31 protein-coding genes are annotated in these 26,631 nt (G+C 67.3%); 13 read left to right on the forward strand and 18 right to left on the reverse strand.

Annotated elements, in window-relative coordinates; translation table 11 throughout:
• Positions 1–53 precede the first annotated feature (53 nt).
• The 3 genes from EFJ44_RS03715 to EFJ44_RS13760 are packed head-to-tail and all read right to left on the reverse strand — an operon-like array spanning position 54 to position 2,712.
• The gene (locus EFJ44_RS03715) at positions 54–530 is read right to left on the reverse strand and encodes a DNA phosphorothioation-associated protein 4 (protein WP_125255818.1); all 477 of its coding nucleotides are present in this window, start codon (positions 528–530) and stop codon (positions 54–56) included.
• Positions 530–2,548, reverse strand: coding sequence for an AAA family ATPase (locus EFJ44_RS03720; protein ID WP_125255819.1), 2,019 nt, complete (start codon positions 2,546–2,548; stop codon positions 530–532). Before EFJ44_RS03720 ends, EFJ44_RS03715 begins: the two co-directional genes overlap by 1 nt.
• Before the next feature lie 2 nt (positions 2,549–2,550).
• Positions 2,551–2,712, reverse strand: a complete 162-nt coding sequence (locus EFJ44_RS13760) for a hypothetical protein (protein ID WP_164511836.1) — start codon at positions 2,710–2,712, stop codon at positions 2,551–2,553.
• A 358-nt stretch (positions 2,713–3,070) separates the two neighbouring features.
• Here EFJ44_RS13760 and EFJ44_RS03725 point away from each other — a divergent pair, with 358 nt between their 5' ends.
• Together EFJ44_RS03725 and EFJ44_RS03730 are read left to right on the forward strand one after the other, a co-directional pair.
• Complete coding sequence (locus tag EFJ44_RS03725) at positions 3,071–4,045, forward strand: hypothetical protein (protein ID WP_125255820.1); 975 nt, start codon at positions 3,071–3,073, stop codon at positions 4,043–4,045.
• Positions 4,046–4,107: 62 nt separating this feature from the next.
• A complete protein-coding gene (locus tag EFJ44_RS03730; RefSeq protein ID WP_125255821.1) occupies positions 4,108–4,290 on the forward strand; it encodes a hypothetical protein in 183 nt (60 codons plus the stop codon).
• Positions 4,291–4,462: 172 nt separating this feature from the next.
• Here EFJ44_RS03730 and EFJ44_RS03735 read toward each other — a convergent pair whose 3' ends face one another.
• A complete protein-coding gene (locus tag EFJ44_RS03735) occupies positions 4,463–5,929 on the reverse strand; it encodes a DUF2779 domain-containing protein (RefSeq protein WP_125255822.1) in 1,467 nt (488 codons plus the stop codon).
• Between the two features lie 130 nt (positions 5,930–6,059).
• Here EFJ44_RS03735 and EFJ44_RS03740 point away from each other — a divergent pair, with 130 nt between their 5' ends.
• Both EFJ44_RS03740 and EFJ44_RS03745 read left to right on the forward strand, forming a co-directional pair.
• Positions 6,060–6,767 (forward strand): SOS response-associated peptidase, encoded by a 708-nt coding sequence (locus EFJ44_RS03740; protein ID WP_125255823.1) that lies wholly within the window; start codon positions 6,060–6,062, stop codon positions 6,765–6,767.
• Positions 6,764–6,955: a hypothetical protein gene (locus EFJ44_RS03745; RefSeq protein ID WP_125255824.1), complete on the forward strand. Its 192-nt coding sequence runs from the start codon at positions 6,764–6,766 to the stop codon at positions 6,953–6,955. The genes EFJ44_RS03740 and EFJ44_RS03745 overlap by 4 nt, the downstream gene beginning before the upstream one ends.
• Here the strand turns inward: EFJ44_RS03745 and EFJ44_RS03750 are convergent.
• The 4 genes from EFJ44_RS03750 to EFJ44_RS03765 all read right to left on the reverse strand — a co-directional run bounded on the left by EFJ44_RS03750 (position 6,952) and on the right by EFJ44_RS03765 (position 9,923).
• Positions 6,952–7,308, reverse strand: coding sequence for a hypothetical protein (locus EFJ44_RS03750; RefSeq protein WP_125255825.1), 357 nt, complete (start codon positions 7,306–7,308; stop codon positions 6,952–6,954). The genes EFJ44_RS03745 and EFJ44_RS03750 overlap by 4 nt on opposite strands.
• Positions 7,309–7,330: 22 nt before the next feature.
• Positions 7,331–7,516: a hypothetical protein gene (locus EFJ44_RS03755; RefSeq protein ID WP_125255826.1), complete on the reverse strand. Its 186-nt coding sequence runs from the start codon at positions 7,514–7,516 to the stop codon at positions 7,331–7,333.
• Between the two features lie 276 nt (positions 7,517–7,792).
• Positions 7,793–8,170, reverse strand: coding sequence for a hypothetical protein (locus EFJ44_RS03760; protein WP_125255827.1), 378 nt, complete (start codon positions 8,168–8,170; stop codon positions 7,793–7,795).
• A gap of 979 nt (positions 8,171–9,149) precedes the next feature.
• Entirely contained in the window at positions 9,150–9,923 is a 774-nt protein-coding gene (locus tag EFJ44_RS03765; RefSeq protein ID WP_125255828.1) for a glutaredoxin family protein, read from the reverse strand.
• A 68-nt stretch (positions 9,924–9,991) separates the two neighbouring features.
• On the opposite strand from EFJ44_RS03765, the gene EFJ44_RS03770 reads away from it, so the two are divergent.
• Complete coding sequence (locus EFJ44_RS03770) at positions 9,992–10,405, forward strand: MerR family transcriptional regulator (protein ID WP_125255829.1); 414 nt, start codon at positions 9,992–9,994, stop codon at positions 10,403–10,405.
• A 3-nt stretch (positions 10,406–10,408) separates the two neighbouring features.
• Here the strand turns inward: EFJ44_RS03770 and EFJ44_RS03775 are convergent, their stop codons facing one another.
• The 7 genes from EFJ44_RS03775 to EFJ44_RS03805 form a co-directional block, all read right to left on the reverse strand.
• Positions 10,409–10,864 carry a DUF411 domain-containing protein gene (locus EFJ44_RS03775; RefSeq protein ID WP_164511837.1) on the reverse strand — a complete coding sequence of 152 codons (456 nt, stop codon included), beginning with the start codon at positions 10,862–10,864 and terminating at the stop codon, positions 10,409–10,411.
• Positions 10,864–11,298 (reverse strand): copper resistance CopC family protein, encoded by a 435-nt coding sequence (locus EFJ44_RS03780; protein WP_125255830.1) that lies wholly within the window; start codon positions 11,296–11,298, stop codon positions 10,864–10,866. Before EFJ44_RS03780 ends, EFJ44_RS03775 begins: the two co-directional genes overlap by 1 nt.
• Before the next feature lie 11 nt (positions 11,299–11,309).
• Positions 11,310–12,260: a copper resistance protein B gene (locus tag EFJ44_RS03785; protein WP_241209666.1), complete on the reverse strand. Its 951-nt coding sequence runs from the start codon at positions 12,258–12,260 to the stop codon at positions 11,310–11,312.
• Positions 12,261–12,490: 230 nt separating this feature from the next.
• Positions 12,491–14,296 (reverse strand): copper resistance system multicopper oxidase, encoded by a 1,806-nt coding sequence (locus EFJ44_RS03790; protein WP_125255832.1) that lies wholly within the window; start codon positions 14,294–14,296, stop codon positions 12,491–12,493.
• Between the two features lie 128 nt (positions 14,297–14,424).
• Positions 14,425–14,994 (reverse strand): RNA polymerase sigma factor, encoded by a 570-nt coding sequence (locus EFJ44_RS03795; RefSeq protein WP_125255833.1) that lies wholly within the window; start codon positions 14,992–14,994, stop codon positions 14,425–14,427.
• 8 nt (positions 14,995–15,002) lie between these two features.
• Positions 15,003–15,416 carry a Spy/CpxP family protein refolding chaperone gene (locus EFJ44_RS03800; RefSeq protein ID WP_338142274.1) on the reverse strand — a complete coding sequence of 138 codons (414 nt, stop codon included), beginning with the start codon at positions 15,414–15,416 and terminating at the stop codon, positions 15,003–15,005.
• Between the two features lie 23 nt (positions 15,417–15,439).
• Positions 15,440–15,703: a hypothetical protein gene (locus tag EFJ44_RS03805; protein ID WP_241209667.1), complete on the reverse strand. Its 264-nt coding sequence runs from the start codon at positions 15,701–15,703 to the stop codon at positions 15,440–15,442.
• A gap of 205 nt (positions 15,704–15,908) precedes the next feature.
• Between EFJ44_RS03805 and EFJ44_RS03810 the strand changes: the two genes are divergently transcribed.
• The 3 genes from EFJ44_RS03810 to EFJ44_RS03820 are packed head-to-tail and all read left to right on the forward strand — an operon-like array spanning position 15,909 to position 17,999.
• On the forward strand, positions 15,909–17,000 hold the full coding sequence (locus EFJ44_RS03810; protein WP_125255836.1) for an acyltransferase family protein: 1,092 nt from the start codon (positions 15,909–15,911) through the stop codon (positions 16,998–17,000).
• Positions 16,997–17,473, forward strand: coding sequence for a DUF411 domain-containing protein (locus tag EFJ44_RS03815; RefSeq protein ID WP_125255837.1), 477 nt, complete (start codon positions 16,997–16,999; stop codon positions 17,471–17,473). The genes EFJ44_RS03810 and EFJ44_RS03815 overlap by 4 nt, the downstream gene beginning before the upstream one ends.
• Positions 17,474–17,510: 37 nt before the next feature.
• Positions 17,511–17,999: a YybH family protein gene (locus tag EFJ44_RS03820; protein WP_125255838.1), complete on the forward strand. Its 489-nt coding sequence runs from the start codon at positions 17,511–17,513 to the stop codon at positions 17,997–17,999.
• Between the two features lie 6 nt (positions 18,000–18,005).
• Here EFJ44_RS03820 and copD read toward each other — a convergent pair whose 3' ends face one another.
• From copD to EFJ44_RS03835, 3 genes are all read right to left on the reverse strand, one after another.
• Positions 18,006–18,920, reverse strand: a complete 915-nt coding sequence (gene copD, locus EFJ44_RS03825; protein WP_125255839.1) for a copper homeostasis membrane protein CopD — start codon at positions 18,918–18,920, stop codon at positions 18,006–18,008.
• Between the two features lie 3 nt (positions 18,921–18,923).
• The gene (copC, locus tag EFJ44_RS03830; RefSeq protein WP_125255840.1) at positions 18,924–19,286 is read right to left on the reverse strand and encodes a copper homeostasis periplasmic binding protein CopC; all 363 of its coding nucleotides are present in this window, start codon (positions 19,284–19,286) and stop codon (positions 18,924–18,926) included.
• 97 nt (positions 19,287–19,383) lie between these two features.
• Positions 19,384–19,662 (reverse strand): heavy-metal-associated domain-containing protein, encoded by a 279-nt coding sequence (locus EFJ44_RS03835; protein WP_164511838.1) that lies wholly within the window; start codon positions 19,660–19,662, stop codon positions 19,384–19,386.
• 37 nt (positions 19,663–19,699) lie between these two features.
• On the opposite strand from EFJ44_RS03835, the gene EFJ44_RS03840 reads away from it, so the two are divergent.
• The 5 genes from EFJ44_RS03840 to EFJ44_RS03860 all read left to right on the forward strand — a co-directional run bounded on the left by EFJ44_RS03840 (position 19,700) and on the right by EFJ44_RS03860 (position 26,630).
• Positions 19,700–20,104, forward strand: coding sequence for a hypothetical protein (locus EFJ44_RS03840; protein WP_125255842.1), 405 nt, complete (start codon positions 19,700–19,702; stop codon positions 20,102–20,104).
• Between the two features lie 94 nt (positions 20,105–20,198).
• Complete coding sequence (locus EFJ44_RS03845; RefSeq protein ID WP_206426855.1) at positions 20,199–21,470, forward strand: TolC family protein; 1,272 nt, start codon at positions 20,199–20,201, stop codon at positions 21,468–21,470.
• Positions 21,467–22,717 (forward strand): efflux RND transporter periplasmic adaptor subunit, encoded by a 1,251-nt coding sequence (locus tag EFJ44_RS03850; protein ID WP_125255843.1) that lies wholly within the window; start codon positions 21,467–21,469, stop codon positions 22,715–22,717. Before EFJ44_RS03845 ends, EFJ44_RS03850 begins: the two co-directional genes overlap by 4 nt.
• Positions 22,718–22,728: 11 nt before the next feature.
• On the forward strand, positions 22,729–25,905 hold the full coding sequence (locus EFJ44_RS03855) for an efflux RND transporter permease subunit (RefSeq protein ID WP_125255844.1): 3,177 nt from the start codon (positions 22,729–22,731) through the stop codon (positions 25,903–25,905).
• Entirely contained in the window at positions 25,902–26,630 is a 729-nt protein-coding gene (locus EFJ44_RS03860; RefSeq protein WP_125255845.1) for a HupE/UreJ family protein, read from the forward strand. The genes EFJ44_RS03855 and EFJ44_RS03860 overlap by 4 nt, the downstream gene beginning before the upstream one ends.
• Position 26,631: the final 1 nt, after the last annotated feature.

Below are 26,631 nucleotides of genomic sequence, written 5' to 3' on the forward strand. Positions count from 1 at the left end.
GTCGTCCTGATCGGACTTGTAGACGCCTTTGAGGGCAATGCTTCGCAGCATCCCTAGAAGGTCACCGCGCCAAGGTCGGGTTCGGGCGTCGCCGGCTGCAGGTGGCCGCGCTCCCGCAGCAGGGCCAGAAGGGCCTTGTCGGGGTATTCGCCGCCATTGCGCAGAAAATAGTCCTTGATCAGAGCCAGACCGCCGTTGGCGTACTCCTCGAAGATGGTGGCGCATCGCCCTTCTTCGCCCTCGCGAAGAATCTCGACGTCCTGCTCTTCGGCGACGGCCAAGGTCCACAGCAGGTCTTCCGCGGCGGCGTCGGCTTCGAACTGCTGATAGGAGATGTCCTCTGTGCCCTGCGAGCGATCGAGCGGGAGCCGACGACCTTCCGAGAAGCCAAGGAGGGCCGCGAAACACAGCACTTCGCGCAGGGTCGGAAACAGCTTCCGATCCGATCCGGGCACAGGCTGGCTGGCGAGCCGCTGGACGAGGTCCTCATAGACACGGCTGCGGTGGATGTTGGGAGCGCGGTCGGACATCAGCGGGTCACCCGAACGAAGGCGCTGCCGTCGTGTGGCGCGCCAAAGACGGCGGTTTCGACGTCCTTGCCGTGGAACTGCCGGACCTCGACCTTGCGGCCGTCTCGATCCGCCCGGTTGTGACGCACGAGCACGACCTCTTCGCCGATGCGGTCGCCGAGCGCCTCCATGACGGGACCCGAGGCCTGGGACTTGGACAACATCAGAACGACCTGCCCCGCCATCTGCGGGATGAAGGAGGCGGTGGTGCGTCGGTACTCCTCATCGAGCTGCCCGAACGGGGAGTCCAGAACCAGCGGCGCGACCGTGCCTTTGAGCAGCCGGCGGTCGGACGCGTTCTCACGAACCCGAGCGAACTCGACGAGGGCGGCGGTGAAGGCCAGGCCCAGGAGCTGGTTCTCGCCGCTCGACTTGGGCATCTGGGTGCCAGCGTGGTTGACGAGGCTGATGGCGTAGTCGTTGCTCATGCTCAGCTTGAAGGCCTTACGGCTGGTGTCGGCCAGGATGCGGTTGATCGAGGCCCGCAAGACCCCTCGGGCCTCCTCCTCCTCCCGCTTCAGGTCCAGTTCCAACTGCCCCTTGAGCCGCTCGCAGAGGGCGTAGCGGGTCATGAAGACGCGTGAGCCGGCGTCCTCATCCGCCAGCTTCTTCAGCTCGCGCTCGGCCGACGCCTTTTCCTGTTCGGCCGCTGAGATCCGGTGATCGAAGCCGCCCAGCTGCTGGCGCTTCAGGTTGGCTTCCTGGCGCAGTTCATTGCGCTTGGTTTCGCGCTCGGCGATATCGTCGAAATCGATGCCCTTCAGGCTTTCGGAGACGTCATCGAGTTCCTGCTCGTGGCGCGAGATGTCTTCGCGGGCCTCGTTGAGCCGCTTGTTGGCCGCGTCGAGGCGTGCGGGAGCCTTTTGGCGTTCCGACTTGAGCTGCGACAGGCGCGCCTTGACCTTGCCGATCCGGCTGCGAAGCGTGGCATTGGCCGCCTTGTGCAGGAGGCTCGACACAGCGGCGTGGGCGTCCGTGCCGGGTTCGAGGTCGGCGCCGCAGATGCAGCGCTTGAGATCCAGGATGTCGTGGACGAACTCCTCATTGTAGGGCGAGGGTAGCCGTCCCTTGGTCTCCTGCTGGTCCAGGTGGTCCATGGCCAGTTCGGTGATCTTGGTCGACACCAGGAACCGGCCGTTGTCGCCCAACCACTTCAGCACCTCGGTCTGGGCGTCCGACTCGCGCGCCCGGGCCCTCTTGAGCTCGTCCTTAGCTTTATCACGACGCGCCTGAAGGGTCTTGGCGGCCGCAGAGTTGCGCAGCTTGTCATCGATGTCGGCAATCCGCTGATCGATCGCCTCGATCTCACCCAAGAGGCCGTCCTTGGCGACATGGGCTGCCGTGATCTGACCAGCGAGCGCGTCGATCCGGGCGCTCAACGCATCCATCGACGACGACGCCTTGGTATTGGGCATCTGACGCCGATACCAGGTGGCGGTTTCCTCGAGGTCGCCGATGGCGGTTTCGATGAGCGAGCAGCCGAGGATGTCCTGCACCGCTCGGCGCACGGCACGGCGATTGTCTTCGCCGAGGAAGAACTCCGCGTGTTCGCCATCGAACAGGAAATGGCCAGCCATGCTCTTGGGGATGACCGTGTTGATGAAGGCGTCGGCGTTCGGCAGGGTGACGTGGCTGCCGCCGTCGATGCGCATTATGGTGAATTCACGGTCGCCGCCGCCGCCTTTCGTGAAGCGGCGGGCGCGGTAGCGGCTGGCATTGTGTTCGAAGAGCACTTCGACAAAGGCGTGCTGCGCGCCGGCGGCCCGGGCGTCGTAGTTGACCAGATCATCACGCTTCTCGAAGCGTTCCGTGGTCTGGCCGTAGAAGCACCAGAGCAGGGCATTGAGCAGCGTGGTCTTGCCGACGCCGTTCTCGGCATGGATCAGGGTGACGTTACGTTCGGGGTCTTGAGAGAACTCGATCGAATGCTCGCCGAAAAAGCAGCGAAAATCCTTTAGGGTGATCCGCGACAGCCACATCCTCAGGCGGCTCCCGAAGGGGTGGCCCGGTCGATGATGTCGCGCAGCCGCTTGCGACGCTCGTGATCCTTGCCCTTGTTCTCGAAGAAGTACTCGCGCTGCAGCTCGACGATCTGCTCGATCACGCGCGAGAGCTCCGCGTCCTTCGTTGGCTCTTCGCTCATGCTCACTCCCCCCACGGCGTCGGCGTCACGCCAGGCGCCTCGCCGCGTGCGGGCTGATACCATCCTGGCGATTGCCCGGTTGTAAAGAGGCGATCGGCGCAAAGTCGGATCGAAGACGACCTAAGGACCGATCCCTCTTTTTAGGCTCTGGTTTTCCGACCGGTTTCGTCAGATTGGTGCAACCTTTCTCTGTCGAAAGCTTCATGCCGAGCGTCCGGCCTACAACCCCAACTTGCGGCTTGATCGTGGTGCTCCTGCAGCGGCAAGGTCGGTTGTGCGAGCGGAAGGCGGCAGCAGACCTCGCCGGTGACGGCTGCGGAGATGGGCGAGGGCGGTGGGTCGCCATTGGGAGGGGACGATGGGTGAGATAGAGGAGCTGAAAGCCCGGCTGAGGAAGGGCGAACAGTCCTTCTTCGACAAGTTTTCGGCGCGGATCACCTACGTCGAGCGCCTTCGACCGATCTTTGGCTTCGTCGCCGTGGGTGGGGCGATGGTGGCCGCCATTGCGCGCTTCATTCCGGGCCCCTGGGGTTTGGGTCTGGTCGTCACCGGCGCCGTGGTCGCGGCCGCCGGTGGCGGCTTCGTCGTTCTCATGGACTTCAAGAAGCTCGAAATCTCGCAGGAGGGCCGAGACGCCCACAAGACGGCCGACGACGCGATCGAGGCCTTAGCCGCCAAGACTGCTGAGCTGGAGGCCGCAGAGGACCGCGTCAAACAGACAGCGGCTTTCGACCGGAAGCGGCTGGCGAGGATCGAGGCGACGCGGCTGATGATCGAAAGCGTCGAGGCCGCCTTTCTCAAGCAAGCCGACGTGCCGAAGTCCGCACAGCAGATGTTGGAGCGGGCCATATCGAACCTCAGGACCGCCGTCGATTATCAGGCCGGCGATTTCCTCACCTTCACCATCTTCCAGAAAACGGGATCCGGCGCGCAAGAGCAGATGACGCCCATCGCTCGAGAATGGACGGATGAGCGCGATGCGCTGCGCCTAGGCCGATCCTGGAAGCGTGGTCGCGGCTACACCGGGCATCTATGGAGTCTGGCTAGGGACAATCCGTTTGCGAGCGTCGTGGAACCCGACACGCGAAAGCGGGAAGCTCAGGAACGCTACAAGGTTGATAAGCCGGACGCTGCGCGAGAGTCGCGGTACCGGTCGGTGGCGAGCTTCCCGATCCTTATCGGTGCGGACAATGAGATCTGGGGCGTGGTGACCGCCACGAGCGATCGCGTGGGGGTGTTCGACCGTTCCGGGGATCTTCCGCACCAAGGCGTGGAGACCGTGCGCGACGTCGCCATGGTGGCGAGCCTCTTGGCGAAGTTGAGCGCTCCCTAGCGGGCCTCGCTTGTTGCGTCAGGACCCCTGTGGCATCATCTGAGAGCGTGAAGGAAAACACGATGTCGGAACTAGAGAAGCTCGAAGCGGAGTATCGTCGGCTCGCGACGAAGGTCATCTACGCGGGCTTCGAAGGCGGCGTAGACCCCGAGGATCAGGCTCGGCTGGAGCGCCTGTCGGAGGAGTTGCTCCGCCGAAACGCCATCGGATCGAGCGAAAGCGCCAGAGAGCCTGTGGCGGCCTAAGCCCGCGTTGGGCTCGAGCCCTCCCCTCGCCTACCCGTCATCTTGAGAACGCCGACCTCGCGCGGCGTCCAGAAGCAGCCGATTGAAAGGCCGACGGCGTCTTTCCGGAACCTGCGCGCGCGGGTGACCCGATTCCCGGTGTCCGAAGATCAGCGCGAACACCCCTCCACCATCAGCCTGTCTCAGGAGCGGCCAGCGTCCTGACAAGCTCGACCATGGCCCAGGTGTCGCGCTCGCAGTAGCGGAGCATCGCCTCGTTCAAAGCTTCGCGTCTCTCCGGCGGGGTGGCCCGGTCGACCGCCTCGATCCAGGCGCATTGGGCCGCACGACCGTCCTGGACCTCAAGATCCTCATAGGAGAGGTCTGGGACCGCGGTCGGGAGAACGTCCTTGATCGAGAACGACCCCCTCATGTCGGGGTGGTAGTAGTGGGCCCTCACCAGAGGAAGCAGGTCGACGAGGCGGTCGATCAGCGCCTGAAGCGCGGGGGCGAGGTCCGGACACCGCTCGGCCAGAGCTTTGAGCCCTCCCCGTTCGGTGGGCAGGTTGTAAGTGATGATGGGGCCGAAGTCGCCGAGCGCCGCGATCAGCGCTTCGGCGCAAGGGCGACTGGGATCCTCACCGCTGAGGTCGAGAAACTCCGAATGGGACATGGTCCCGTCCGCGCGCTCGGTGTGGCAGGAAAACTGGAACGGCAGCGCCTGATAGGGCTTCGAATCCGCCCAGATGGGGATGACCGGGGCGATGGTCTCGAAGTCGAGATAGTGGCGTGGCTGGCCCCATGCGGCGATCGCCGCGATCAGACCTTCACGATCATGATGCGGGCGCTGGTCGCGGGTCACCTGCAGGATCCGCTGCTGTATCGGGTCTTCGAGCAGCCCGTCCGGGACGTCTCGGAGGTCCAGATAGCCGGCCTCGGCCAGGCGACGGCCGGCCGCCTTTCCGGCGGCTCCCGGAAGCAGGGACACCGGGAAGTCCGGGGCGGCCGGGGCGCCGCGCGCGCAGTGGCTGGTGTAAGGGCACGCGGACGGCGAGCGGCAGTGATCGCCGATCGCCGTTTGCGGCTCCTCCAGGCCCAAGGCGGCGGCGCGCGCGACGAGGGCGGCGCGTCCGGCGAGAGCCTCCTGAAGCGCCTGGCCGCCTTCATGGTCCTTGAAGATGCCGGCGTATTCGCCGTCCCCTGCATAGACGAACCGGTTGTCGATGTGCCGCACGACGGCCCGGCTGACCGTCACGCCGCAGCCCTCGAGCACCCAGAGCTGGGTCGACAGGTCGGCGAAGTGATGGGCCTTCGGCTTGCTGCTGGCTTTCACTTCGGCCAGGCGCCAGCCGTCCTCCTCAGGGATCAGAAGATCGGCGCGGACATACACGTCGCCATGGTGGAAGGCGGCTTCAAAGATGGGCCGATCTCGCGCCGCCATGGCGTCCGCCGTCTCCGCCAGCGCCGCTTCACGGTCCTTCGCCTCGATCAGCCGCCCCTCCGGCAGCAGGCGTCGAGCGAGGTCGCCGACGCGGCGGCCGTCGGCGAAAACGTCGTCGTCGATCTCCGCCGCCAGATCGGGACGGTGGCGCGACAGCCAATGCCGGCGCTCGCACTGCTCCAGTTCGGCGAGAGAGGATTTGGTCAGAGGTCCCGGCATGGCCAGAACGATAGATCGTCGAGCCGTCAGTTGTCAGGGGGCTCAGCTCCTAACCGGCGTGGCCGCCGACCCGGCCGCACCGTCCGACTTCCGGCTTCACAGTCCGGTCGCGGCCTGAGAACCTTCCCGCATGTGCAACCTCTACACCCTCCGCAAAGGCCCGGCGGCGATCCTCGACCTCGCCCGCGCCATGCGCAGCGACGTGGGCAATCTCGAGCCTCGTGACCTCTATCCGGACTATCCGGCGCCCATCGTTCGCACGGGCGCGGACGGCGAGCGGGAGCTCGTGCTGGCCAGATGGGGGCTCCCGTCGTCGAAGAAGGCGCTGCTCGACGCCGCGACGAAGCGGGCCGACAGGCTCCGCGCCAAAGGCGGGGAGGTCGACTTCGGTGCCCTTCTGGCGATGGAGCCGGACTCTGGGACGACCAACGTCCGGAACACGTCGAGCAGCCACTGGAAACCGTGGCTGGGGCCGGCCAACCGGGCGCTCGTGCCCTTCACGGCCTTCAGCGAGCCGGGCCGCGACGCGGAAGGTCGCTACCGCCCGATCTGGTTCTCCCTGCCGGGGGATGAGCCGCTGGCCTTCTTCGCCGGAATCCAGGTCCCCCAGTGGACCTCCGTGCGAAAGATCAAGACCGGACTGGAGACCCTAGACCTGTTCGCCTTCCTGACGACGGAGCCCAATGCCGAGGTCGGCGCGGTCCACCCCAAGGCGATGCCGGTCATCCTGACGAGCGCGGAGGAGCGCGAGGTCTGGATGCGCGCGCCGTGGGAGGAGGCCCGGGCGCTGCAGCGTCCCCTGCCGGACGGCGCCCTGTCCGTCATCGACCGGCCATGATCGACCTCATCCCGCCCTGGCTGGAAGCGATCGCTGGGATCCTTGGCGTGTCGTTCGCCCTGTCCGGGATCGCGCGCGCGCAGAGGTTCGGCTGGCGGGGCCCGCAGGACCGCACGACGGCATATGGCCTGCTGATCCTCGGGGTCCTGCTCATGGGCGTCGGCCTGATCCGATGGGCCGGCCTTTAGGAATCCAGGCGGTCCTTTGGCTCATGGCCCTCGCGAGCATCACGCACGTGCGGCGGAGCCGATCCGTCAGGAGAAGACCAGAGCGGCCAGAAGGCCAAATGCCAGCCGGGCGGGCTGCCCATGAAGATCATCATGCCGTCGCAGCCCACCCGGCGGCAGCGCGTCGTGCGGCCCCACGGCCTGAACGCGCGCCCGTTCATCCTGATCAGGACCTCGTAGTCGCAGAGGAGTTCGAGCTGGCAGTGCAGACATCGCGTCCGCAGCCGCCAGCCGTCGCGCTGCATCTGACCCGCCTGGTTGTGTGGATGCAGCAGCTCCGACAGGTCTCGGCGCTCCGGTTTCTTGTAGCCCATCGCTGGCGGGTGAACGATACGGCTACCGGAGCGACCGACGGGCGTAGGCCGGCAGTCCGGCCGCGATCTCGGCGAGGAAGGCGCTGTAGGCGTCCGGCGACCGGATGATCTCCTGCGCTCGCTTGTCCGAGACCTGTGTGCTGGCGAGGCGCTCCATGAGTCTGTGCTGGTCGTCGGCGCGTGCGGGGAAAGGGATGCTGTGCTGCATGATGTCCTCCGAAACCCGACCCGGGGGCATCCGGCCGCGAAGGCGTGGGGTCGTCCAGCAGAAAGTTCTGGTTTTGTTCTGTCTTCCACAGCGATGGTTGCGTGCAGACCGCTGGCCGACGCGCATTGCGACGTGAAGGGTCGGCTGAGTGCCAAGACCGGACATTCTTCGCCGGCTTGAAAGCGGACCTTCGCGCTGCCGCTCACTCGGAGACCGTTTTCGACCCTCGCTGCATCGGCAGGATGACTGTGAGGAGCCGGGGCGGCGGCGGAGTGGCTACCCAAGATCCTCAACCACGACGTCGAGGACAAAGGCGTCCCCGCACTCCAAGACCTTCTGGAAGTAGTCGTAAATCCACGCGGCGATGGATTCCGGATCGCGCGCCGCCAACGTGACGGTCAGATGATTTGCCGCCTCGAAAGATGTGATGACGGCCGGACCCAGGGAGTAGAGCAGGTCATCTGACGGGGGCTCCTCGCCGAAGTAGGCGGCGTTGACGCTGTCGGCCATGTACTGGACCCAACGGTCGGCGTCGCCCTCCAGCGTGAGTGTCAGGCACATGCTGTCAGGCCCCGCGATCATGCGGGCAAGCACGGGCGTCATCCCGTCGATGAGATCGTCGCGATGAGGGCTCGAGGTCGGTTCGTCAGTCACTGCGTTGTCCCAAGCCGTTCGCTGCCGATCGCCTGCATCTGGCCCAGACGACCCTGCCAAGTCTGATGTCGACCCTCAAGGGACCGTCGCCCCGACCCCATTGCGGACGTGGCCCGATAGGTCCACCCTCCAGAGATGGGCTGGACGACGAGGACACGCACTGCAGTCCGAGGCCGGTCCCAACCGAGGCGGCGCGTTATGAGCAGTTTCAAGGCTCCGCTGAGCGATCCAGCTCAGCGCGAGCATCAACCGAACACCCCGTCTTGGGCAGTCGAAGAGGACCGGCGCGCGAGGCAAGAAAATCGAGCGGACGCCGCGGAAGGCCACTACTATGTCTGGCTCCTAGTCGGTGCCGTAGTTCCGCCATTGGCGGCCCTAGCTTGGCGGCTCGTATCGTAAGCATTTCTACTGGAGCAACTAGCCGGGGGCCGTCTCCTTGGCGCAATTCGTCTGGAAGCTGGGGGAGCAAGTCCGCTCCACGCCGACAGCCTAACGTTTGCAGACGACCCGTTGCGGACGGCTGCAACGTGATGGAAGCTGCCCCAATGAAACGTCTCATCATCGCAACGGTGGCCCTGCTCTCCGGCTGTTCCACGGTGACGCATACTTACACTGTCGAGACTCAGGATGCTGAAAGCCCGGTTGTGTCTGCGACGGTCTCGGTGTGCCGGCAGCCAACATGGACGCTTGAAAAATCAGGAACCCGCTTCGCTGGGGTAAACCGCAAACGTTGTGAGGGGTCCGGCTTGATCCGGATGACTCATCAGGACGGGACGACCACTGACTGCCAAGTCGGATACGTGACGACGATGGATCAGACATTAGCTTTCAACGTCAGAGGCCGGTCGTGCGAACCTCACCCTTAAACGTCCGCTTTCCACCCATAGCGGACGTTCGAGCTAAGATCGGCCGTGTCGTCGCCATCGCGCCAGCAGCGGACATCAGCTGCTGGCCTCAAAGCAGACGCTCAGATGCGGTTTCACATCGGCATCAGAGCCGCCATCGGGCTGAGCTCCATCACCAGCATCCAAACCGCCATGGCGATCATCATCAGGTTCTCCGTAAGCGACAGGAAGCCCAGCGGCACATTGCTGTCGCCGCCGACGCAGGCGCATTTCAGTTCGCGCTTGTCCATGTAGACGGCCTTGAACACCGAGACCGCGCCGATGCCGCCGATGAACAGGGCGATCGGGACCGACAGCCAGGTCAGGACCCCCGCCAGCATCAGGGCGCCGGCCCCGAACTCGGCGAAGGGGTAGATCTTGCCATAGGGCACCCACCGCTTGGCCAGGAGGTCGTAGTTCAGGAACATGGTCGAGAAGCTCTCGACGTTCTGCAGCTTGAGCATGGCCAGCGCCATCATCGACAGGGCGATGAACCACTCCGCCGCCTGAACCGTCAGGGGCGTTCCGTGGACCGTCAGGCTCAGCATCGCCGCCATCACCGCCGTGGTCAGGAACACCACCAGCACGGGCGTGTAGGTCAGCGCCTTGGGGTCGCGGACCTTCAGGCCCAGGAAGCGGCGCAGGTCGTCGTGGCCGCCGATGCGGCGGCCGTCGATGAAGACCTGGGGCGTGGTCGTCACGCTGTGTTCGGCTTTGAAGGCGTCGACCGCCTCGCGCGTGGTCAGCCAGCGGTCGTCGACGGCGTAGCCCCGGCTCTTCAGCAGATGGCGGGCCTTCAGCCCCCACGGACAGGTGTGGCCGGGCATGACCATCCGATGGAGGACGGCGGTTCGGGACGTGTCGGACATGATTCACTCCTTGGCTTGGCAATCCGGAGCGCTCTGCTTAGGTTCCGTACTCAAGTACGGAGTCAACCATGAAGGTTCGAACGATCGCGGGCCTGGCGCGCGAAGGCGGCGTGGGCGTGGAGACGATCCGCTTCTACCAGCGGCGCGGCCTGATGCCGAAGCCCGAGCGGTGGTCTTCCAGCGGCGTGGGCGAGGGCATTCGCCGCTATGGCGATGAGGATGTGCGGCGGTTGAAGTTCATCCGCTCGGCCCAGACGGCGGGCTTCACCCTGGAGCAGATCCGGGAACTTCTGTCGCTGGACGCCGGCGAGGATCGCGAGCGCGCACGTGCCCTGGCGGCCGAACGGCTTGAGGCGCTGGACAGGACCATCGCCGATCTGGAGCAGGCGCGCGCGGGGCTGAGGCGGCTCGCGGGCGCCTGCGCGTCGAAGGACAGCGGGCCGTGCCCGATCATCGCGGCCTTCCAGGGCGAGGCGGCCTGAGGGTCAGGCTCCGTTGTGGCGACCGAAAACAGTCGCCTCGCCCGCGCGATTGATCAGCAGGGTGACGTAGGGCCGGCGCCCCGCCGCCTCCATGCCGGGCGAACCTGCGGGCATGCCGGGCGCGGCCAGCGCCACGGCCGCGGGGCGTTCGCGCAGCAGGCGCTCCACATCGGCGGCGGGCACATGACCCTCGATCGCGTAGGGGCCGACCACGGCGGTGTGGCACCCGGCATAGCGGTCCGGCACGCCGTATCGCGCACGGATCGGGGTCAGGTCCTCGCGCTCAACCACCTCGACCGTCCAGCCGGCCTCGCGCATGTGCGCCACCCAACCGTCGCAGCAGCCGCACCACGGCGTCTTGTAGGCCGTCATCCGCCGATCCTTAGCCCTCGCCGCGCCTGCAGAGGCGAAAGCGACGGCGCCGCCCAGCATCAGGCGGCGGGTCAAGCGGGCCGTCATCAGTGGACCATGAAACGGACCGCGCCCGTCATCTCATGACCGTCCGCGCCTTCGGCGGTCCAGTTCAGGACGTAGTTGCCGGGCGACAAGGTCGGCAGGTCTGCCGACACCCGCGTCGTCGCGGCGGCGGCGGCGACCGGGACGGTCACGGGGGCCTGACCTTCGGCCGTCACGGTGATGGCCTTGAGCGTCATCGCGTGCGGAAAGGTCGCGGTGAACCAGTCCGGCGAGCCGTTGGTCATGGCGCCGTCCGCCGGACTGGTGACGACGCCGTGGGCGGCATGCCCGGCGTGATCGGCGTGCGCCGCGGCGGTGTGGCTGGACGGCGGATCCTGGTCGGCCTTCTGGCAGCAGCAGCAAGGAGCCGCCGCGTGCGTCAGGGAGGGGACCAGGAGGGTCAGGGCCAGAGCGGCGGCGGGGATGATTTTGCGCATGAACAGGTCTCCTAGAACCAGGCCTTCAGGCCGATGACGAACCGGGTGTGCTCGGGTTCTCCGCCCGCCGCGCGGGTGAAGTCGGCGGTGTCGCCGAGCTCCCGGCTCCACTCCACGCCCACATAAGGGGCGAACTCCTTGGCGATTTCATAGCGCAAGCGCACGCCCGCCTCGACATGGGTGAAGCCCGAGCCCAGTCCGAGCTCCGGCACGTCGGAGGCCGAGGCCTCGACCTCGACGCGCGGCTGCAGGATCAGCCGCTGGGTGACGCGCTGGTCGTATTCGGCCTCGACCCTCGCGGTCAGGTCGCCCTCGGTCGACAGGAAGGCGGCGGCGTCGACTTCCCACCAGTAGGGGGCCAGGCCCTGAAGCCCGAGCACCAGATGGGTCGGGTCCTCGCCGTTCTCCCGGAAGTCCTGGCGCACGCCCGCCTGCACGTCCCAGAAGGGCGAGATGGCGCGGCTGTAGAGCGCCTGGACCTCGCCCTCCGCCTCGCCGTCGAAGTCGCCTTCACCCTCGGACTTCCACCAGAAGCGGTTGATGTCGCCCCCGGTCCAGCCCGCGACGTCCCAGGCCCAGCCTTCCTCGCCGTCGTCGAAGCCGACCTCGAGCCTGTCGACGATGACGGCGGTGGCGCGCACGTCGCCGTTCTCGCGCCTCAGGACGTCGCGGGCGCCGCTCATCTGGTCCGCCCCCCAGATGGCGTCGGCGGCATGGGCCGGACCGGACAGGGCGGCGGGCGGCAAAGGCGGCTGGCGCGGACGGCCCTCGTCATCCGCGCTGGTCGGCACGTCGGGCGGCCCCATGTTCATCGTCGACATGTCATGCCCGGCGTGCGGGTCGGCTTGGGAGGGGCTCATCGTGGACATGTCGTGGCCCGCGTGCGGATCAGACTGGCTCGGCGCGGTGGTCGGCATGTCGTGACCCGCATGGGGATCGGCGGTCGAGGGCTGCGCGGGCATCTGGTGACCCGCGTGCGGATCGGCTGCGGGCGGAGCCTGCGCAGGCATGACGTGACCCGCGTGAGGGTCCTGCGCTGGCGGCCGGGCGGACGGATCAGGCGTGGCGACCGGCGCGGGCGCGGGTCGAGTCTGCGCCGACGGCATCCGGTGGCCGGCGTGAGGGTCTTGGGCCTGGGCGCTGAAGGCGCTGGCGGCAAGGATCAGCGGAGCGAGGGCGACCGAGAGGCGGTTCACGACGCGGCTCCGTCCATAGGCCGCACTGTGACGACATTGAACATGCCGGCGTGCATGTGCATCAGCATGTGGCAGTGGAAGGCCCAGTCGCCGGGCGCATCGGCCGTCAGGTCGAAGGTCACCTTGGAGCCTGGTGCGACGTTGACCGTGTGCTTCAGCGGCTGGTGCCCGGCAGGACCACCTGTCACCAGTTCGAAGAAGTGGCCGTGCAGGTGGATCGGGTGGGCCATCATGGTGTCGTTGACCAGGGTCACCCGCACACGCTCGTTCCGCTCGAAGCGGATCGGCTCGACGATCTCGGAGAACTTGCGCCCGTCGAAGCCCCACATGAACCGTTCCATGTTGCCGGTCAGATGGATTTCCAGCGCGCGGGACGGAGGCCTCTGATCCTTGTTAGGGGCCAGGGACACCAGGTCGGTATAGACCAGCACCCGGTGAGGGACGTCTTCCAGCCCCATGGGCCGCTCACCCAGGCGGTTGGCCGGGTCCGACGAGATCATGTCCACCCCGACGCCGACCGCCATGCCGGCGGGGGCGTTGTCCGGATTGCGCATGTCATGGTCCATGCCGCCGTGACCCATGGCGGCATGGTCGACCGGCGCGGCGGCAGGCCCCCCGTGACCCATGCCGGAATGATCCATCCCGCCGTGGCCCATGGCCGAGTGGTCCATGCCCGCCATGCCGCCCATGCCCATGTCGCGCATGGTGAGCGTCGGGACCTCGCGCAGCGGCGGGACCTCGGCCGTCATGTCCGGACGGGGCGCCAACGTCGCTCGTGCCATGCCGGAGCGATCCACCGACTCGGCCACCAGGGTGTAGGCGCGGTCGTTCATAGGCCGGACGACGACGTCATAGGTCTCGGCGACCGAGATCTGGAACTCGTCGATCTCGACGGGCCGCACGTTCTCGCCGTCGGCATTGACCACCGTCATGGCCAGGCCGGGGATGCGGACGTTGAAGATCGACATGGCCGAGGCGTTGATGATCCGCAGCCGCACCCGCTCGCCGGGGCGGAACAGGCCGGTCCAGTTCTCCTGCGGCCCGTGGCCGTTGATCAGATAGGTGTAGGTCGAGCCGTTGACGTCGGCGATGTCGCGCGGGTCCATGCGCATCTGGCCCCACATGCGCCGCTCCTCCAGGCTCATGCCGTCCTCGCCGGAGATCAGGCCTGACAGGGTCGTGCGCGAGCGGTTGAAGTAGCCGGGGCTCTTCTTCAGCTTGTCGAGAATTTCGTGCGGATGCATGAAACTCCAGTCCGACAGGACCAGCACATGCTCGCGGTCGTAGGCGATCGGATCGGTCCCCGCCGGGTCGATGACGATCGGCCCGTAGTGGCCCATGGCTTCCTGAAGGTTGGAGTGGCTGTGATACCAGAAGGTGCCCGACTGCCGTATCGGGAACTCGTAGACGAAGGTCTCGCGGGCCTTGATGCCGGGGAAGCTGACCCCCGGCACGCCGTCCATTTGGAACGGGACCAGCAGGCCGTGCCAGTGGATCGAAGTGTCCTCGTCCAGGCCGTTGGCGACCGACAGCCGCACGTTCTGTCCTTCGCGAAGGCGGATCAGAGGGGCCGGCAGGACGCCGTTGATGGTGATGGCGTGTCCCGTCCGACCGCCGACGGTGAAGGGCGAGTGGCCCACGGTCAGATCGACGTTCGGCCCGGTCAGGGTCGGGAGGTCGGCGCGCAGGCCCGCCGAACCCGTCTGCGCCCAGGCGGGCAGAAGTCCCGATAGGCCCGCCACGGCGCCGCCGGCGACGGCGCCCCGCAGAATCGATCGGCGATCGAGATTTGTCGTCATCATGCTTCAGGCGCGCCCTACAAACGTTTCTTGCGTCGTTGGTCCAGATACGCATGAGCGGCCCTGATCCCTTGTGTCAGGTCGCCGCAGCGTCTCCGTGTATGCGGATGCGCCTTCCCACCTTGGGAAGGTCAAGCGCCTGATCGCGGCGAGGCTTGCAGGGTGTCAGCTAGGCGGCGGCGCGCCCTTGCGATCCGCGTCTCCACGGCCTTGGTCGTTACTCCGAGGATCGCGGCGATCTCCGCGTGAGACCGCCCCTCGAATGCCGAGAGCAGCAAAGGCCCCTTCAGCGTGTCGGGCATGTCGACAAGCGCCCTTTGCATCTGCTGGTAGCGGCGCTGGGCATCCAGGCGGACTTCCGCCAGCGGCACATCCTCGCCGACCGCCGCCGCTTCCGGCGCATCCAGCCCCATCACGCCGCGCACCACGCGCCGGACAGCCCGGCGGCGGCCCCAGTCTCGGCATTTGTTTAGCGCGATCGACCGCAGCCAGATGTCGAAAGGTCGGGCCGGATCATAGCGTCGGATCGACAGCCAGGCGGCGGCGTATGTCTCTTGGAGCAGGTCGTGGCTCTCGTCCTCGTCTCCGACATAGCGGCGAATGAAGCGATACAGGTCCGCCTTCGTCCCCGTCATCAAGGCGCTGAAGGCCGCCCGATCACCGCTGGCCGCGCGGGCCTCGATGCTGTCCTCGACCCCCACCGCGTCGCTTAGTCGGTTTCGCGGCGCAGGGCGTCCACGACCGCGTCGTCAAACACCTCCGCCTGCGCGGGCGTCATGACCGAGCGCATGTCGTAGACGTGAGTGATCGTTTCCTTTTGCAGGTCGCCCATGGCGGCGTGGAAGTGATCCACCGCCGCCTGGACCTCCGCCGTGTTGCCATCGCTGGCCGCAATGGCGGCGGCGAGTTCGCGATGTGCCGCCTCCACCTCGGTCTCCAGAGCGGTGCGCCGCTCGGCAAAGCGGGCCTCGATGGCGTCGAGGCGGCGATCCTGTTCGGGGCTCAGGTCCAGCTCTTCATGCACGATGCTGTGCAGGCTGGGCGCCTGGCGCTCACGCATCATCCAGGCGGCGGTGGCCCAGGTGGCGCCGCTGCTGACGACCGCTGCCAGGATCGCCGTCAAAACGATCGATCTCCAGTGCGCCCTCATCCGACGCCGTCCAGTCCGCCAAGGGGTCCGAGGTTGGCCGCTACGCTGAAGACCTGCATCTCGGTGGGCTCGGGTTGACTGGCCAGCATCAGCCCGCCGTTCGTCGCGCCGACGCCGAGCGCGACCACCACGGCCACCACGCGGGCGTTTCGGCGACCTGACCGTGCCCGAAGCGCATCGACGCGCGCCCAGACGGCGGGTTCGAGATCCATCAGACCCGCCGCGCCCGACGGCGGGTCCATGGCCAGCAATTCATCCATGTCGTCAGTCATCGCGCACCTGCGTCACGCCCCACGGGTTCTACGCGCGCCAGCCCGACCTCCCTCATGAGGGGGCTAGGCGCGCCGCGCGTAGATAGCAGAGATCGATCGCGGAAGGCCGGGATCGCGCCGGGGGCGCAGATTGACGAGACATGGGGTCACGTCGGCGGCGCCGTTTCCGGACGCCCTGGAGCCGCTGACCGGCGTGAGGTTCTTCCTCGCGCTCGGCGTCGTGCTGTTCCATTTCCAGCTCTACTGGACCCTTCCGCCGGAGGCCGCAGGGCTGCTGAATCGTGCGCGACTGGGCGTAGACGTCTTCTTCATCCTGTCAGGCTTCATCCTGACCCACGTCTACCTGCAAGGCGAGCGCCCGCCGGACTACCGCCGCTTCCTCGCCGCGCGGTTCGCACGCATCTATCCGGCGCATCTGTTCATCCTGCTGGCGATGCTAGGCTTGGTCCTCGCGGGTCCGGTGTTCGGGATCGGGCTGGAGCCAGGCAGGTTTAACCCCGGCGACTTCGTGCAGACCTTGTTGTTGGTCCAGGCATGGTTTCCGCGTGACACCCTCGCCCTGTGGAACGGTCCGGCCTGGTCGTTGTCGGCGGAGTGGTTCGCCTATCTGGCCTTCCCCGCCTTCGCCTGGATCGCGATCCGGCTTCGACGCCGGCCTTGGGTGATCATCGGGCTCGCGACGGCCGCCTTCATCTTCCTCGACGCTATCTATCAGGCCTGGTCGGGCAAGGTCCTGCCTCGCGCGGAAGACAGCATGGGCATTCTCCGGATCATCCCGGAGTTCCTCTTCGGCATCGGCCTCTACTACCTGGGCCAGGGCTGGACCTGGTCCCGCAGCGTCGCGGCCGTCATCGCCTTGTCGAGCACGATGGTTCTGCTGGCGCTGATGCAGACCGGCGCGGACGACCGGCTGATCGTTCTGGCGGCGGGACCCTTCATCCTGTCGCTCGCCATGCTGGCGAAGAGCGGCGTGCGCACAGTCCTCTCTCACCCAGCGCTGCTCTTCGGCGGCGAAGCGTCATTTGCACTTTACCTCGTCCACATCCCGATCCTGATGGTCTGGCGCAACGCGGCCCAGGCGTTGTTCGACCTGCCGGGGGACTACAGGATGCAGCTTGCGGAACTGGCGGCGATGCTTGTGTTGACGCTCGTGGCGGCGGCGGCCATCCATGTGTTGGTCGAGCGTCCCGGACGAAGGGTCTTGCGCGGAATGTTCGCGCCGATGTCGTCGGACCCTTCGGAAGCCAGACGTTCGGTCCACAGCGATCAGGGAGAACCGCTATGAACGCCATCTCGATGTCGCGTCGCCTTGTCCTGGCGGCCATCGCAACTGTCGCGACGACCGGGGTGGCCTGCGCCAAGACGCCTCCGCCTCGTGACCTGACGGTCTATAAAACGCCGACGTGTCCCTGCTGCGACGGCTGGGTCGCCCACATGCGCGAGGCCGGCTTCACCACCGCCGTCACCGTGGTGGACGATCTCCAGCCCATCCGCCAACGCGCCGGATTGCCGGATGCTCTGGCGTCCTGCCACACCGGGATGATCGGCGGCTATGTCGTGGAAGGCCATGTCCCGGCGGCGGACGTCATTCACATCCTAGACCAGAGGCCGTCGGCCGTCGGTCTTACGGTTCCCGGCATGCCATTGGGGTCGCCGGGCATGGAGACGCCGCAGGGGCGTCGGCAGCCCTACGACACCTTGCTGGTGCTACGCTCCGGCGAGACCCGAGTCTTCGCGCGTCACAATCAGCCGGCCTGACACGGCCACCAAGATCAACATCCAACTCGGAGCCGTGATGTCCCGCAAATGTTTCGCCCTCTTCCTGTCTATCGCGGCGCTTTCGGCTGCGCCCGCCTTCGCCCAGGATCACGCCCATGGTGCTGATGCTGCGGCCTCCGTGGCGGCCGAGGCCACGGAGGCCGCGACGGTCGTCGACGCCTTCCACGCCGCCTTGCAGTCCGGCGACACGGCCGGCGCCCTGAACTTCCTGGCTCCCGACGTGATGATCTTCGAGGGCGGCGGCGCGGAGCGGTCGCGCGAGGAGTATGCGTCCCACCACCTGGTCTCCGACGCCGCCTTCTCGGCCGCCACCGAGGCGTCGGTCACGCGCCGATCAGGATGGGCGTCGGGCGACGTCGCCTGGATCGTCAGCGAGGGCCGCACGACGGGCCAATTCAATGCCCGCGCGGTGAACCTGCTGACCGTAGAGACCATGGTGCTGAGGCGCGGCCCCGAGGGCTGGCGCATCCAGCACATCCACTGGTCCTCGCGCACGCCCCGCTGACGGCGATCACATCGAGGCAGGCGGTGGCAGGGTGCCCATCACGGCGACGACCGCCAGGAGCATCGCGCCCGCCGCCGTTTCGAGGACGACGCTGCGACGCAGGCTCAGGATGACGGGTCCGGGGTCTTCGTTTTTCGCGAGCGCGGACCCCAGCGCCGGGACGTGTCGGTAGCGATTGTCGGCCGCCAGGACGGCCATCCACCCGAACAGCAGCAGCTTGACCACCAGCAGAGCGACATAGGCCCCGGCGCCGAACGCCTCTGGACTCGGAGGCCCGACCAGGAACGCGGTGTTGACGAGCCCGCTGACGACCAACAGGCCGACCGCTGCGGTGCCGATCCCGGAGAACCCGGCCAAGGCGCGGTGGATCGCCGGATCGTCCGACACCGATCGACGCGTCAGCAGGCATACGAAGGCGGCGAGCGCGCCCAGCCAGACCGACGCCGCTAGGGCATGGACGAGGTCGGCCCCCAGATGCAGCCAGCGCCCCGCGCCTTCGGTCGCCGCGCCATGCCCGGTCCAGGCGAAGCTCGCCGTGACGATTGCTCCGAGCACGCCCGCCAGCAGCCAGAGGGCGCGTGTGGGCCGCAGGATCAGGACCAAACCGAGAGCCACGATGCCCGCGATCGTCCGCACGACGTAAGCCTTGCCCAGGGCCGTGCCGGTGATCATGAACGACAAGGAAGAGGGCTTGAGCGCCTCGCTCAACGATCCCGCCATCACGGCAGTCTGAGCGGTCAGGCCCGCCAAGGACCCGACAGTGACGACCACCGCCGCCGCGATCAACGTCGGCCGCAGCCAGTTCAGGGCGAGCCGATCCGCACTGCGCAAGCCGTAGATGAGGAACAGCGGCACGCCCATGAGGACGACCGCGCCGACATACTGAAGCCAGCGCAGGGCGATGACTGCGAGGTCGAGCACCGCCTATCGCACCGTAAAGCTGTAGGTCCCGGTCATGCGGTGGCCGTCGCTGGACGCGATGCGCCACTCGACGCGATAGACGCCGGCCGCGAGCGGGCGTGTCATGGTTCCGGTCAGCGTCTTGCCGTCCTCGGACGCCGCGACCCGGATCGCGACCTTCTCGCCCGCCGCATTTACCACGTCGAAGCTGGAGAAGGCGGGCACGCTGCGCTCGCTGAAGGTCAGGCTGACCGTCCGCGTCGGGGCGATGATGGAGTTCGCCGCCGGGTTCGAGCTTACCAAGCGAGCGTGGGCGGAGGCTGGCCCAGCGGCGAGCGCCACGGCGGCGACGACCGCGACGAACGGGGCGGGGTGGAAGGGACGCATACTCAGTCTCCAGACATTTGGCCGTTTCCGACCTTCGGCTGATCTACGCGCGCTGGGCGCGTTTCCCTCATTCTCACTGGCACCATTGCCTGCGCGCTCATCCTATTGAATAGCCCGCGCGCTCAATGACTTCCCTGACGCGAGCCGCATCGACGTCGCCTTCGATGCGCACGGTGCCGCTCGCGATCTCGACCTCCGTGCGCGCCGTCGGCACCACTTCCAGAACGGCCGCTTTCACCGTTGCGACGCAGTGACCGCAGGTCATCCCATGGACTTTCAACTCAACCATCGTCGTCGCCTTTTCACTCGACGACGACACAGGTGGGGTCTCCCCCCATGGGAAGGTCAAGGGCGGATGATCGACGTTGCCGAACACAGCCCGAGCGGTTACACGGACCGAAGGAGCGTCGATCTTGCCGCAAGCCTTCCGCATCTTTTGCATCTGCCTCAGCGTCGCCCTTCTGGCGGTGTTGAACGTGCATGCCCTGGCGGAGACGCAACACGCCGCCGGCCACGGCGCCGGCTGGCCGCCTGTGTCGTTGACGTCCGTCGATGACAACCACGGTGTTCATGTGCATGTCGCGCCGGCCGAGGCTTCAGATGAAGACCCGGAGACGGACGGCGATCAACAACCCATCGGGCACCATCACCACAGCGGCGGTGATCCGCACGCCGCGATCCCGACGCTTTCGCGGTCTCCGGTTCATGTTCTCGCCTTGGCGGCCGACCCGCTGACGCCCGGCGCGGATCACGCCTTGGTTGGCTGGGACCGAGAAGGCCCGGAAGACCCTCCGAAACGGACGCTGACGGTTATCTGAACCGGCGCGGCCGAGCGGTCGCGCGCGCCCTTTTTCGGAGATTTCCTTGAGACACCCAACCGCCGGCTTGGCCGGACGGCGGGCGCGAGCCGCGATGGCATCCGCGCTCGCCCTTACCGCAGGCCTTGGCCTGCCCTGCGGCATGGCCTTGGCCCAGAACGCCGCGACCGCCGAGGCGCCGCTTCCGACGCTGACGCTGCCGGACGCGCTCGCCCGCGCGGCCCAGGCTGACCCGAGCATCGCCGGAGCGGACGCCCGCTCCCGTGCAGCCGAGGCCGGCGTCCGTCAGGCCGATGTGCGCACCAACCCCCGTCTCGGCGTCGCGGTCGAGAACCTGCCGACAGTCGGCGGCGGCGGACTGATCGACCGCACCGAGGTGCGCGTGACATATTCCCAAGAGTGGGAGCGCGGCGGGGATCGCGTCGCCCGCACGGGCCGGGCTCGCAGCGAAGCCGATCTGGTCGCGGCGGAAGCGCGGGTGAAGCGGCTGGACCGCCTGGAGCAGGCGCAGCTCGCCTACATCGAAGTGCTGATCGCCGAGGCCGAACTGGACGTCGCACGGCAACGGCTTGCCTTAGCGGAGCGGGTTCAGGCCGAGACCTCACGCCGGGTAGCGGCGGCGCGCGATCCCCTTTTCGCAGGGTCGCGGGCGGAGGCGGAGTTGGTCGAGGCCCAGATCGATCTGGACCAGGCGGAGACGAGGCTGCGCGTCGCCCGCATCGCCTTGGCGAAGTTCTGGGACGGCACGGTGGACTTCTCCATCCCGTCGGCCCTGTTTTACGACACTTCCGCCTCGCGGCTGCCTGTCGGCGACATCGCCCAGGCAGACCTGCTCGTGTTCCATGCGCGGCGCGATCTGGCGGCGGCGGACGCCGCCGTCCAGCGCGCCGCCGCCGTGCCCAACGCCACGGTCGACGTCGGCCTGCGGCACGACTGGGATACGGGGGGCGTCGGCCTGGTGATCGGCGGATCGATCCCGCTTCAGCGTTACGACCGCAACCAGGGCGCCATCGATCAGGCGGAGGCCCTGGCGACCGCCGCGACGGCGGACCGAAATGCGTTCCGCTTGGAGAAGGACCGCGAGGTCGCTCGGCTTCAGGTCGACATCTCGGCCGGCGCCAGCGAGGCCAGACGCCTGCGCGAAGACGCCCTGCCGCTGGCCGAGCGCGCCGTCGCCGAGGTCGAGGCCGGCTTCGCCAGAGGCGGCTTCACCTACAACGACGTGGTCTCCGCCCACCGCTCCCTGCTCGATCTGCGGCTGCGGCTGGTCGAGGTCCTTTCCGAACTCCATCGAGACGTCGCGCGCCGTGACCGGCTGACCGGCGCCCACGATCCCCTCATCCTGCAATCGGAGGCGCGCCGATGAGCCCGTCCAATCTCATCCGGGCGGCTGCGGCGGCCCTGTTCCTGGCCGGCGTCGTCGGCGTCGCGTCCTGCTCGGACGCCCCGTCCGCCGAAAAGGCCGAAGCCGAGGCCGGCGACTACGAGCGCGGCCCGCACAACGGCCGCCTTTTGCGGGATGGCGATTTCGCCCTGGAGATCACCCTCTATGAGGAAGGGCCAGAGCCGCTGTTCCGGCTGTATCCGTATCTGAAGGACAAGCCGCTGGACCCGCGCCAGGTTCAGGCCTCGATCGTGCTGACCCGGCTGGGGCCGAAGGTCGATCGGTTCACCTTCACGGCGGAGAACGACTATCTCGCCAGCCCCGGCGTGGTGTTTGAGCCCCACTCCTTCGACGTCGCGGTGTCGGCGACGCGGGGCGGCCGGCGATCCGCCTGGACCTATGCCTCCTATGAGGGGCGGACCACCATCTCCGCCGACGCCGCCCGCACCGGCGGGGTCACGGTCGAGCGCGTCGGCCCGGCGGTTCTCGGAGAAACCCTGCCGCTGACCGGCCGGGTCGAAATCACCCCGGAAGGGCAGGCCGAGGTCCACGCCCGCTATCCCGGCCGCGTCATGGCGCTGAACGTCCAGCTCGGCACGCGGGTGTCGCGCGGACAGGTGATCGCCCGCGTCGAGTCCAGCGAGAGCCTCCAGACCTATTCGATCACGGCGCCCGTCTCGGGCATCATCGTCGAGAAGAACGTCAACGTCGGTTCGATCACCGGCGGCGCTGACCCGATGCTGAGGATCGGCGATCCGACCCGGCTCCACGCCGAGTTCCTGCTCTACCCTCGCGACGCCGAGCGCGTCCGGGCGGGCCAGAGGGTCACGGTCAAGAGCCTGGCCGGCGACTACACCTTCAACGGGGCGATCGAGGCGGTCCTGCCCTCGACCGACCTGACCAGCCAGGTGATGATCGCCCATGTCGACCTGCCCTATCAGGGCGGCGTCTGGCGGCCGGGCCTGGGCGTCTCAGGCGAAGTCCAGGTGGGCGCGGGCGAGGTTCCACTGGCGGTGCGCACCCGCGCGCTCCAGCCCTTCCGTGATTTCACCGTTGTCTATGCCCGCTTCGGCACGACCTATGAGGTGCGGATGCTGGAACTGGGCAGGCGGACCCCGGAATGGACCGAAGTCTTGTCCGGCATCGACCCCGGCGTCGACTACGTCGTCGACGGCGCCTTCCTCATCCGCGCGGACGTCGAGAAGTCCGGCGCGAGCCATGACCACTAAAGGCGCGGACCATGCTTGAACGCATCATCGCGCTGTCGATTCGGTTCCGCTGGATCGTCATGGCGCTCGTCCTTCTTGCCTGTGCGGTCGGCGTCTGGAGTTTCCAGCGTCTGCCCATCGACGCCACGCCGGACATCACCAACGTCCAGGTCCAGATCAACACCGAGGCGCCCGGCTTCTCGCCGCTGGAGTCCGAACAGCGGATCACCTTCCCGGTCGAGACCGCCATCGCGGGCCTGCCGGGGCTGGAATACACCCGCTCCATTTCCCGCTATGGCTTGAGCCAGGTCACCGTCGTCTTCGAGGACGGGACGGACATTTACTTCGCCCGCCAGCTCGTCAACGAGCGGCTCCAGGCGGCGCGCAGCCAGCTACCCGAGGGTCTGACGCCCGAACTCGGCCCCATCGCCACGGGGCTGGGCGAGATCTTCATGTATACGGTGGAGGTGGAGCAGGGGGCGCGCCGTCCCGACGGCGAACTCTACACGCCCGAAGACCTGCGCACCCTCCAGGACTGGGTGATCCGGCCCCAGCTTCGGAACACACCCGGCGTCACCGAGGTCAACACCATCGGCGGCTTCGAGCGCCAGTATCACGTCACCCCCTGGCCGGATCGCCTCGCTGCCTATGGCGTGACGATGGCGGAGGTGGTCGAGGCGCTGGACCGCAATAACGCCAACGTCGGCGCGGGCTACGTCGAGCGGTTCGGCGAGCAGTATCTGGTGCGCGTGCCGGGGCAGGCGACCTCGCTCGAAGACCTCGGCGCCATCATCGTCTCGAACCGCAACGGCGTGCCCGTGCGGGTCGCCGACGTCGCCGATCTGATCATGGGCGAGGAACTGCGCACCGGAGCGGCGACCGAGGATGGCCGCGAGGTGGTGCTGGGCACCGTCTTCATGCTGGTGGGCGAGAACAGCCGGACGGTGGCCCAGGCCGTCGCCGCGCGGCTGGAGACGGCGGCCGAGGCCCTGCCCGCCGGCGTGCGCGCCGTGCCGGTCTATGACCGGACCGACCTGGTCGATCGCGCCATCCATACGGTGGAGAAGAACCTGGTCGAAGGCGCGCTTCTGGTCATCGTCGTGCTGTTCCTGCTGCTCGGGAACATCCGCGCGGCCCTGATCACGGCGGCGGTCATCCCCATCACTATGCTGATGACCATCACCGGCATGGTGCGGACGGGCGTGTCCGGCAATCTAATGAGCCTCGGCGCGCTCGACTTCGGCCTGATCGTCGACGGGGCCGTCATCATCGTCGAGAACTGCCTGCGTCGGTTCGGCGAGGCGCAGCACCGAAAGGGTGGCCTGCTGACCCGTGACGAGCGGTTCGCCCTGGCGGCCTCGGCCTCCAGCGAGGTGATCCGGCCGTCCCTGTTTGGGGTCCTGATCATCACCCTGGTCTATGTGCCGATCTTCGCCCTGACAGGGGTGGAGGGGAAGATGTTCCACCCCATGGCGATCACCGTCGTCATCGCCCTGACCTGCGCCCTGGTCCTGTCGCTGACTTTCGTCCCGGCAGCCGTTGCGATGTTCGTCACCGGCAAGGTCGAGGAAAAGGACAGCTTCGTCATGCGCGGCGCCCGGCGCTTCTACCAGCCGGCGCTGGACATGGCGTTGCGGATGAGGGTCGTCTTTGTCGCCGTGGCCGTGGCGCTGGTTGTCATCGCTGGGTTCGGCGCCAGCCGCATGGGCTCGGAGTTCATCCCGAACCTGGACGAGGGCGACATTGCGCTGCACGCCCTGCGCATCCCAGGCACCAGCCTGACCCAGGCGGTGCAGATGCAGGCGGCGCTGGAACGACGGCTGTCGCAGTTCCCCGAGGTCGAGCGGGTCGTGTCGAAACTCGGCACGGCCGAAGTCGCCACCGACCCCATGCCGCCGTCGGTCGCCGACACCTTCATCATGCTGAAGGATCGCAAGGACTGGCCAGACCCGAGGAAGCCCCGCGCCCAGCTTGTCGCCGAGATGCAGGAAGCGGTCGCCGAAGTTCCCGGCAACAATTACGAGTTCACCCAGCCGATCCAGATGCGGTTCAACGAACTGCTGTCGGGCGTCCGGGCCGACGTGGCTATCAAGGTGTTCGGCGACGATCTGGACGAGCTTTTGGAAGTCGCGGACGGGATCGAAGGCGTGGTCGGCGACATCGAGGGCGCCGCCGACGTCTCGACTGAACAGGTCACGGGTCTGCCGGTTCTTCAGATCACGCCGGACCGCGCCGCTCTGTCGCGGCTGGGCATCAGCATGGAAGATGTGCAGCAGGTGGTTTCGGCCTCCATCGGGGGCGTCGTCGCCGGTCAGGTGTTCGAGGGCGATCGGCGCTTCGATGTCGTCGTCCGTCTGCCCGAAACCCTGCGCCAGGACACCGAGGCGATCGGACGCCTGCGCATCCCGGTGCCGGGCGCGGGCGGACCCGCCTTCGTGCCGCTGGAAGAGATCGCCACCGTCGTCGTGGAGAAGGGACCAAACCAGATCAGTCGCGAGGACGGCAAGCGCCGCGTCGTCGTCACGGCCAATGTGCGGGGTCGCGACCTCGGCTCCTTCATCGCCGAGGTTCAGGAGAAGGTCGGGGCCGAGGTCGAGGTGCCGCCCGGATACTGGATCAGCTACGGCGGCACGTTCGAGCAACTGATTTCGGCTGCCAAACGCCTTCAATTTGTGGTGCCGGTGGTGCTGCTGCTAATCTTCGGCCTGCTGTTCGCCCTGTTCCGCTCGGTGAAGGACTCCGCGATCGTCTTCTCCGGCGTGCCCTTGGCCCTGACCGGCGGAGTGGCGGCCCTGGCGATGCGGGGCCTGCCGTTGTCGATCTCGGCGGCGGTCGGCTTCATCGCCCTGTCCGGCGTCGCCGTGCTCAACGGCGTCGTCATGGTCAGCTTCATCCGAGGTCTGATCGAGGAGGGCAAGCCGCTGGGCGAAGCCATCCGCGAGGGCGCCCTTACCCGGCTGCGGCCCGTGCTGATGACCGCCTTGGTCGCCAGCCTGGGGTTCGTGCCGATGGCCGTGAACGTGGGCGCCGGAGCCGAGGTCCAGCGTCCGCTGGCGACCGTGGTCATCGGCGGGATCATCTCCTCGACGATCCTGACCCTGCTGGTCCTGCCCGCCCTCTACAGCCTCGTCCGCGGCCGTCCGCCGCGCCCAGCCGGCACACGGCGAACTTGGCTGAACCGTCTTCCCTTCTACCGGAATGACGCATGACCGCCGCGCCCCCTCGATGGGCCGCCTGGCTGAGGACGCCCGCCGGCGTCCTCATACTGGGGCTGCTAATCCTGTTCCTGAACGGCCTGCTCACGGCCGCCTTCGCCCATGGCGTCGCCGATGGCGACAAGGGCTACATTCAGGAGACCTCTGGCTTCCTGTTCTGGCCGTTTCTGTATCTAGGGGCCAAGCACATGGTCACCGGCTACGACCACCTGCTGTTCCTGCTGGGGGTGATCTTCTTCCTCTACCGGATGAAGGACATCAGCATCTATGTGACGCTGTTCGCCGTCGGCCACTCCTCGACCCTGCTGCTGGGCGTGCTGACCGACGTCAGCGTGTCCAGCTATCTCGTCGACGCCATCATCGGCCTGTCGGTCGTCTACAAGGCGCTCGACAACATGGGGGCCTATCAGCGCTGGTTTGGGGTCCAGCCCAACACCAAGGTCGCGACGCTGGTGTTCGGCCTGTTCCATGGCTTCGGCCTGGCGACCAAACTCCAGGACTTCAACCTGTCGCCCGACGGCCTGATCGGGAACCTGCTGGCGTTCAACCTTGGCGTCGAGATCGGCCAGCTTCTGGCGCTAAGCGCCATCCTGATCGTCATGGGTTTCTGGAGGAAGACCTCCGGCTTCTGGCGTCACGCCTACACCGCCAATGTGGTCGTCATGACCCTCGGCTTCATCCTGGCGGGCTATCAGCTCGTCGGCTTCTTCGTCGCCTGAC

Origin of the sequence: Brevundimonas fluminis (assembly GCF_003934285.1) — a bacterium.
Taxonomy (GTDB): Bacteria; Pseudomonadota; Alphaproteobacteria; order Caulobacterales; family Caulobacteraceae; genus Brevundimonas; species Brevundimonas fluminis.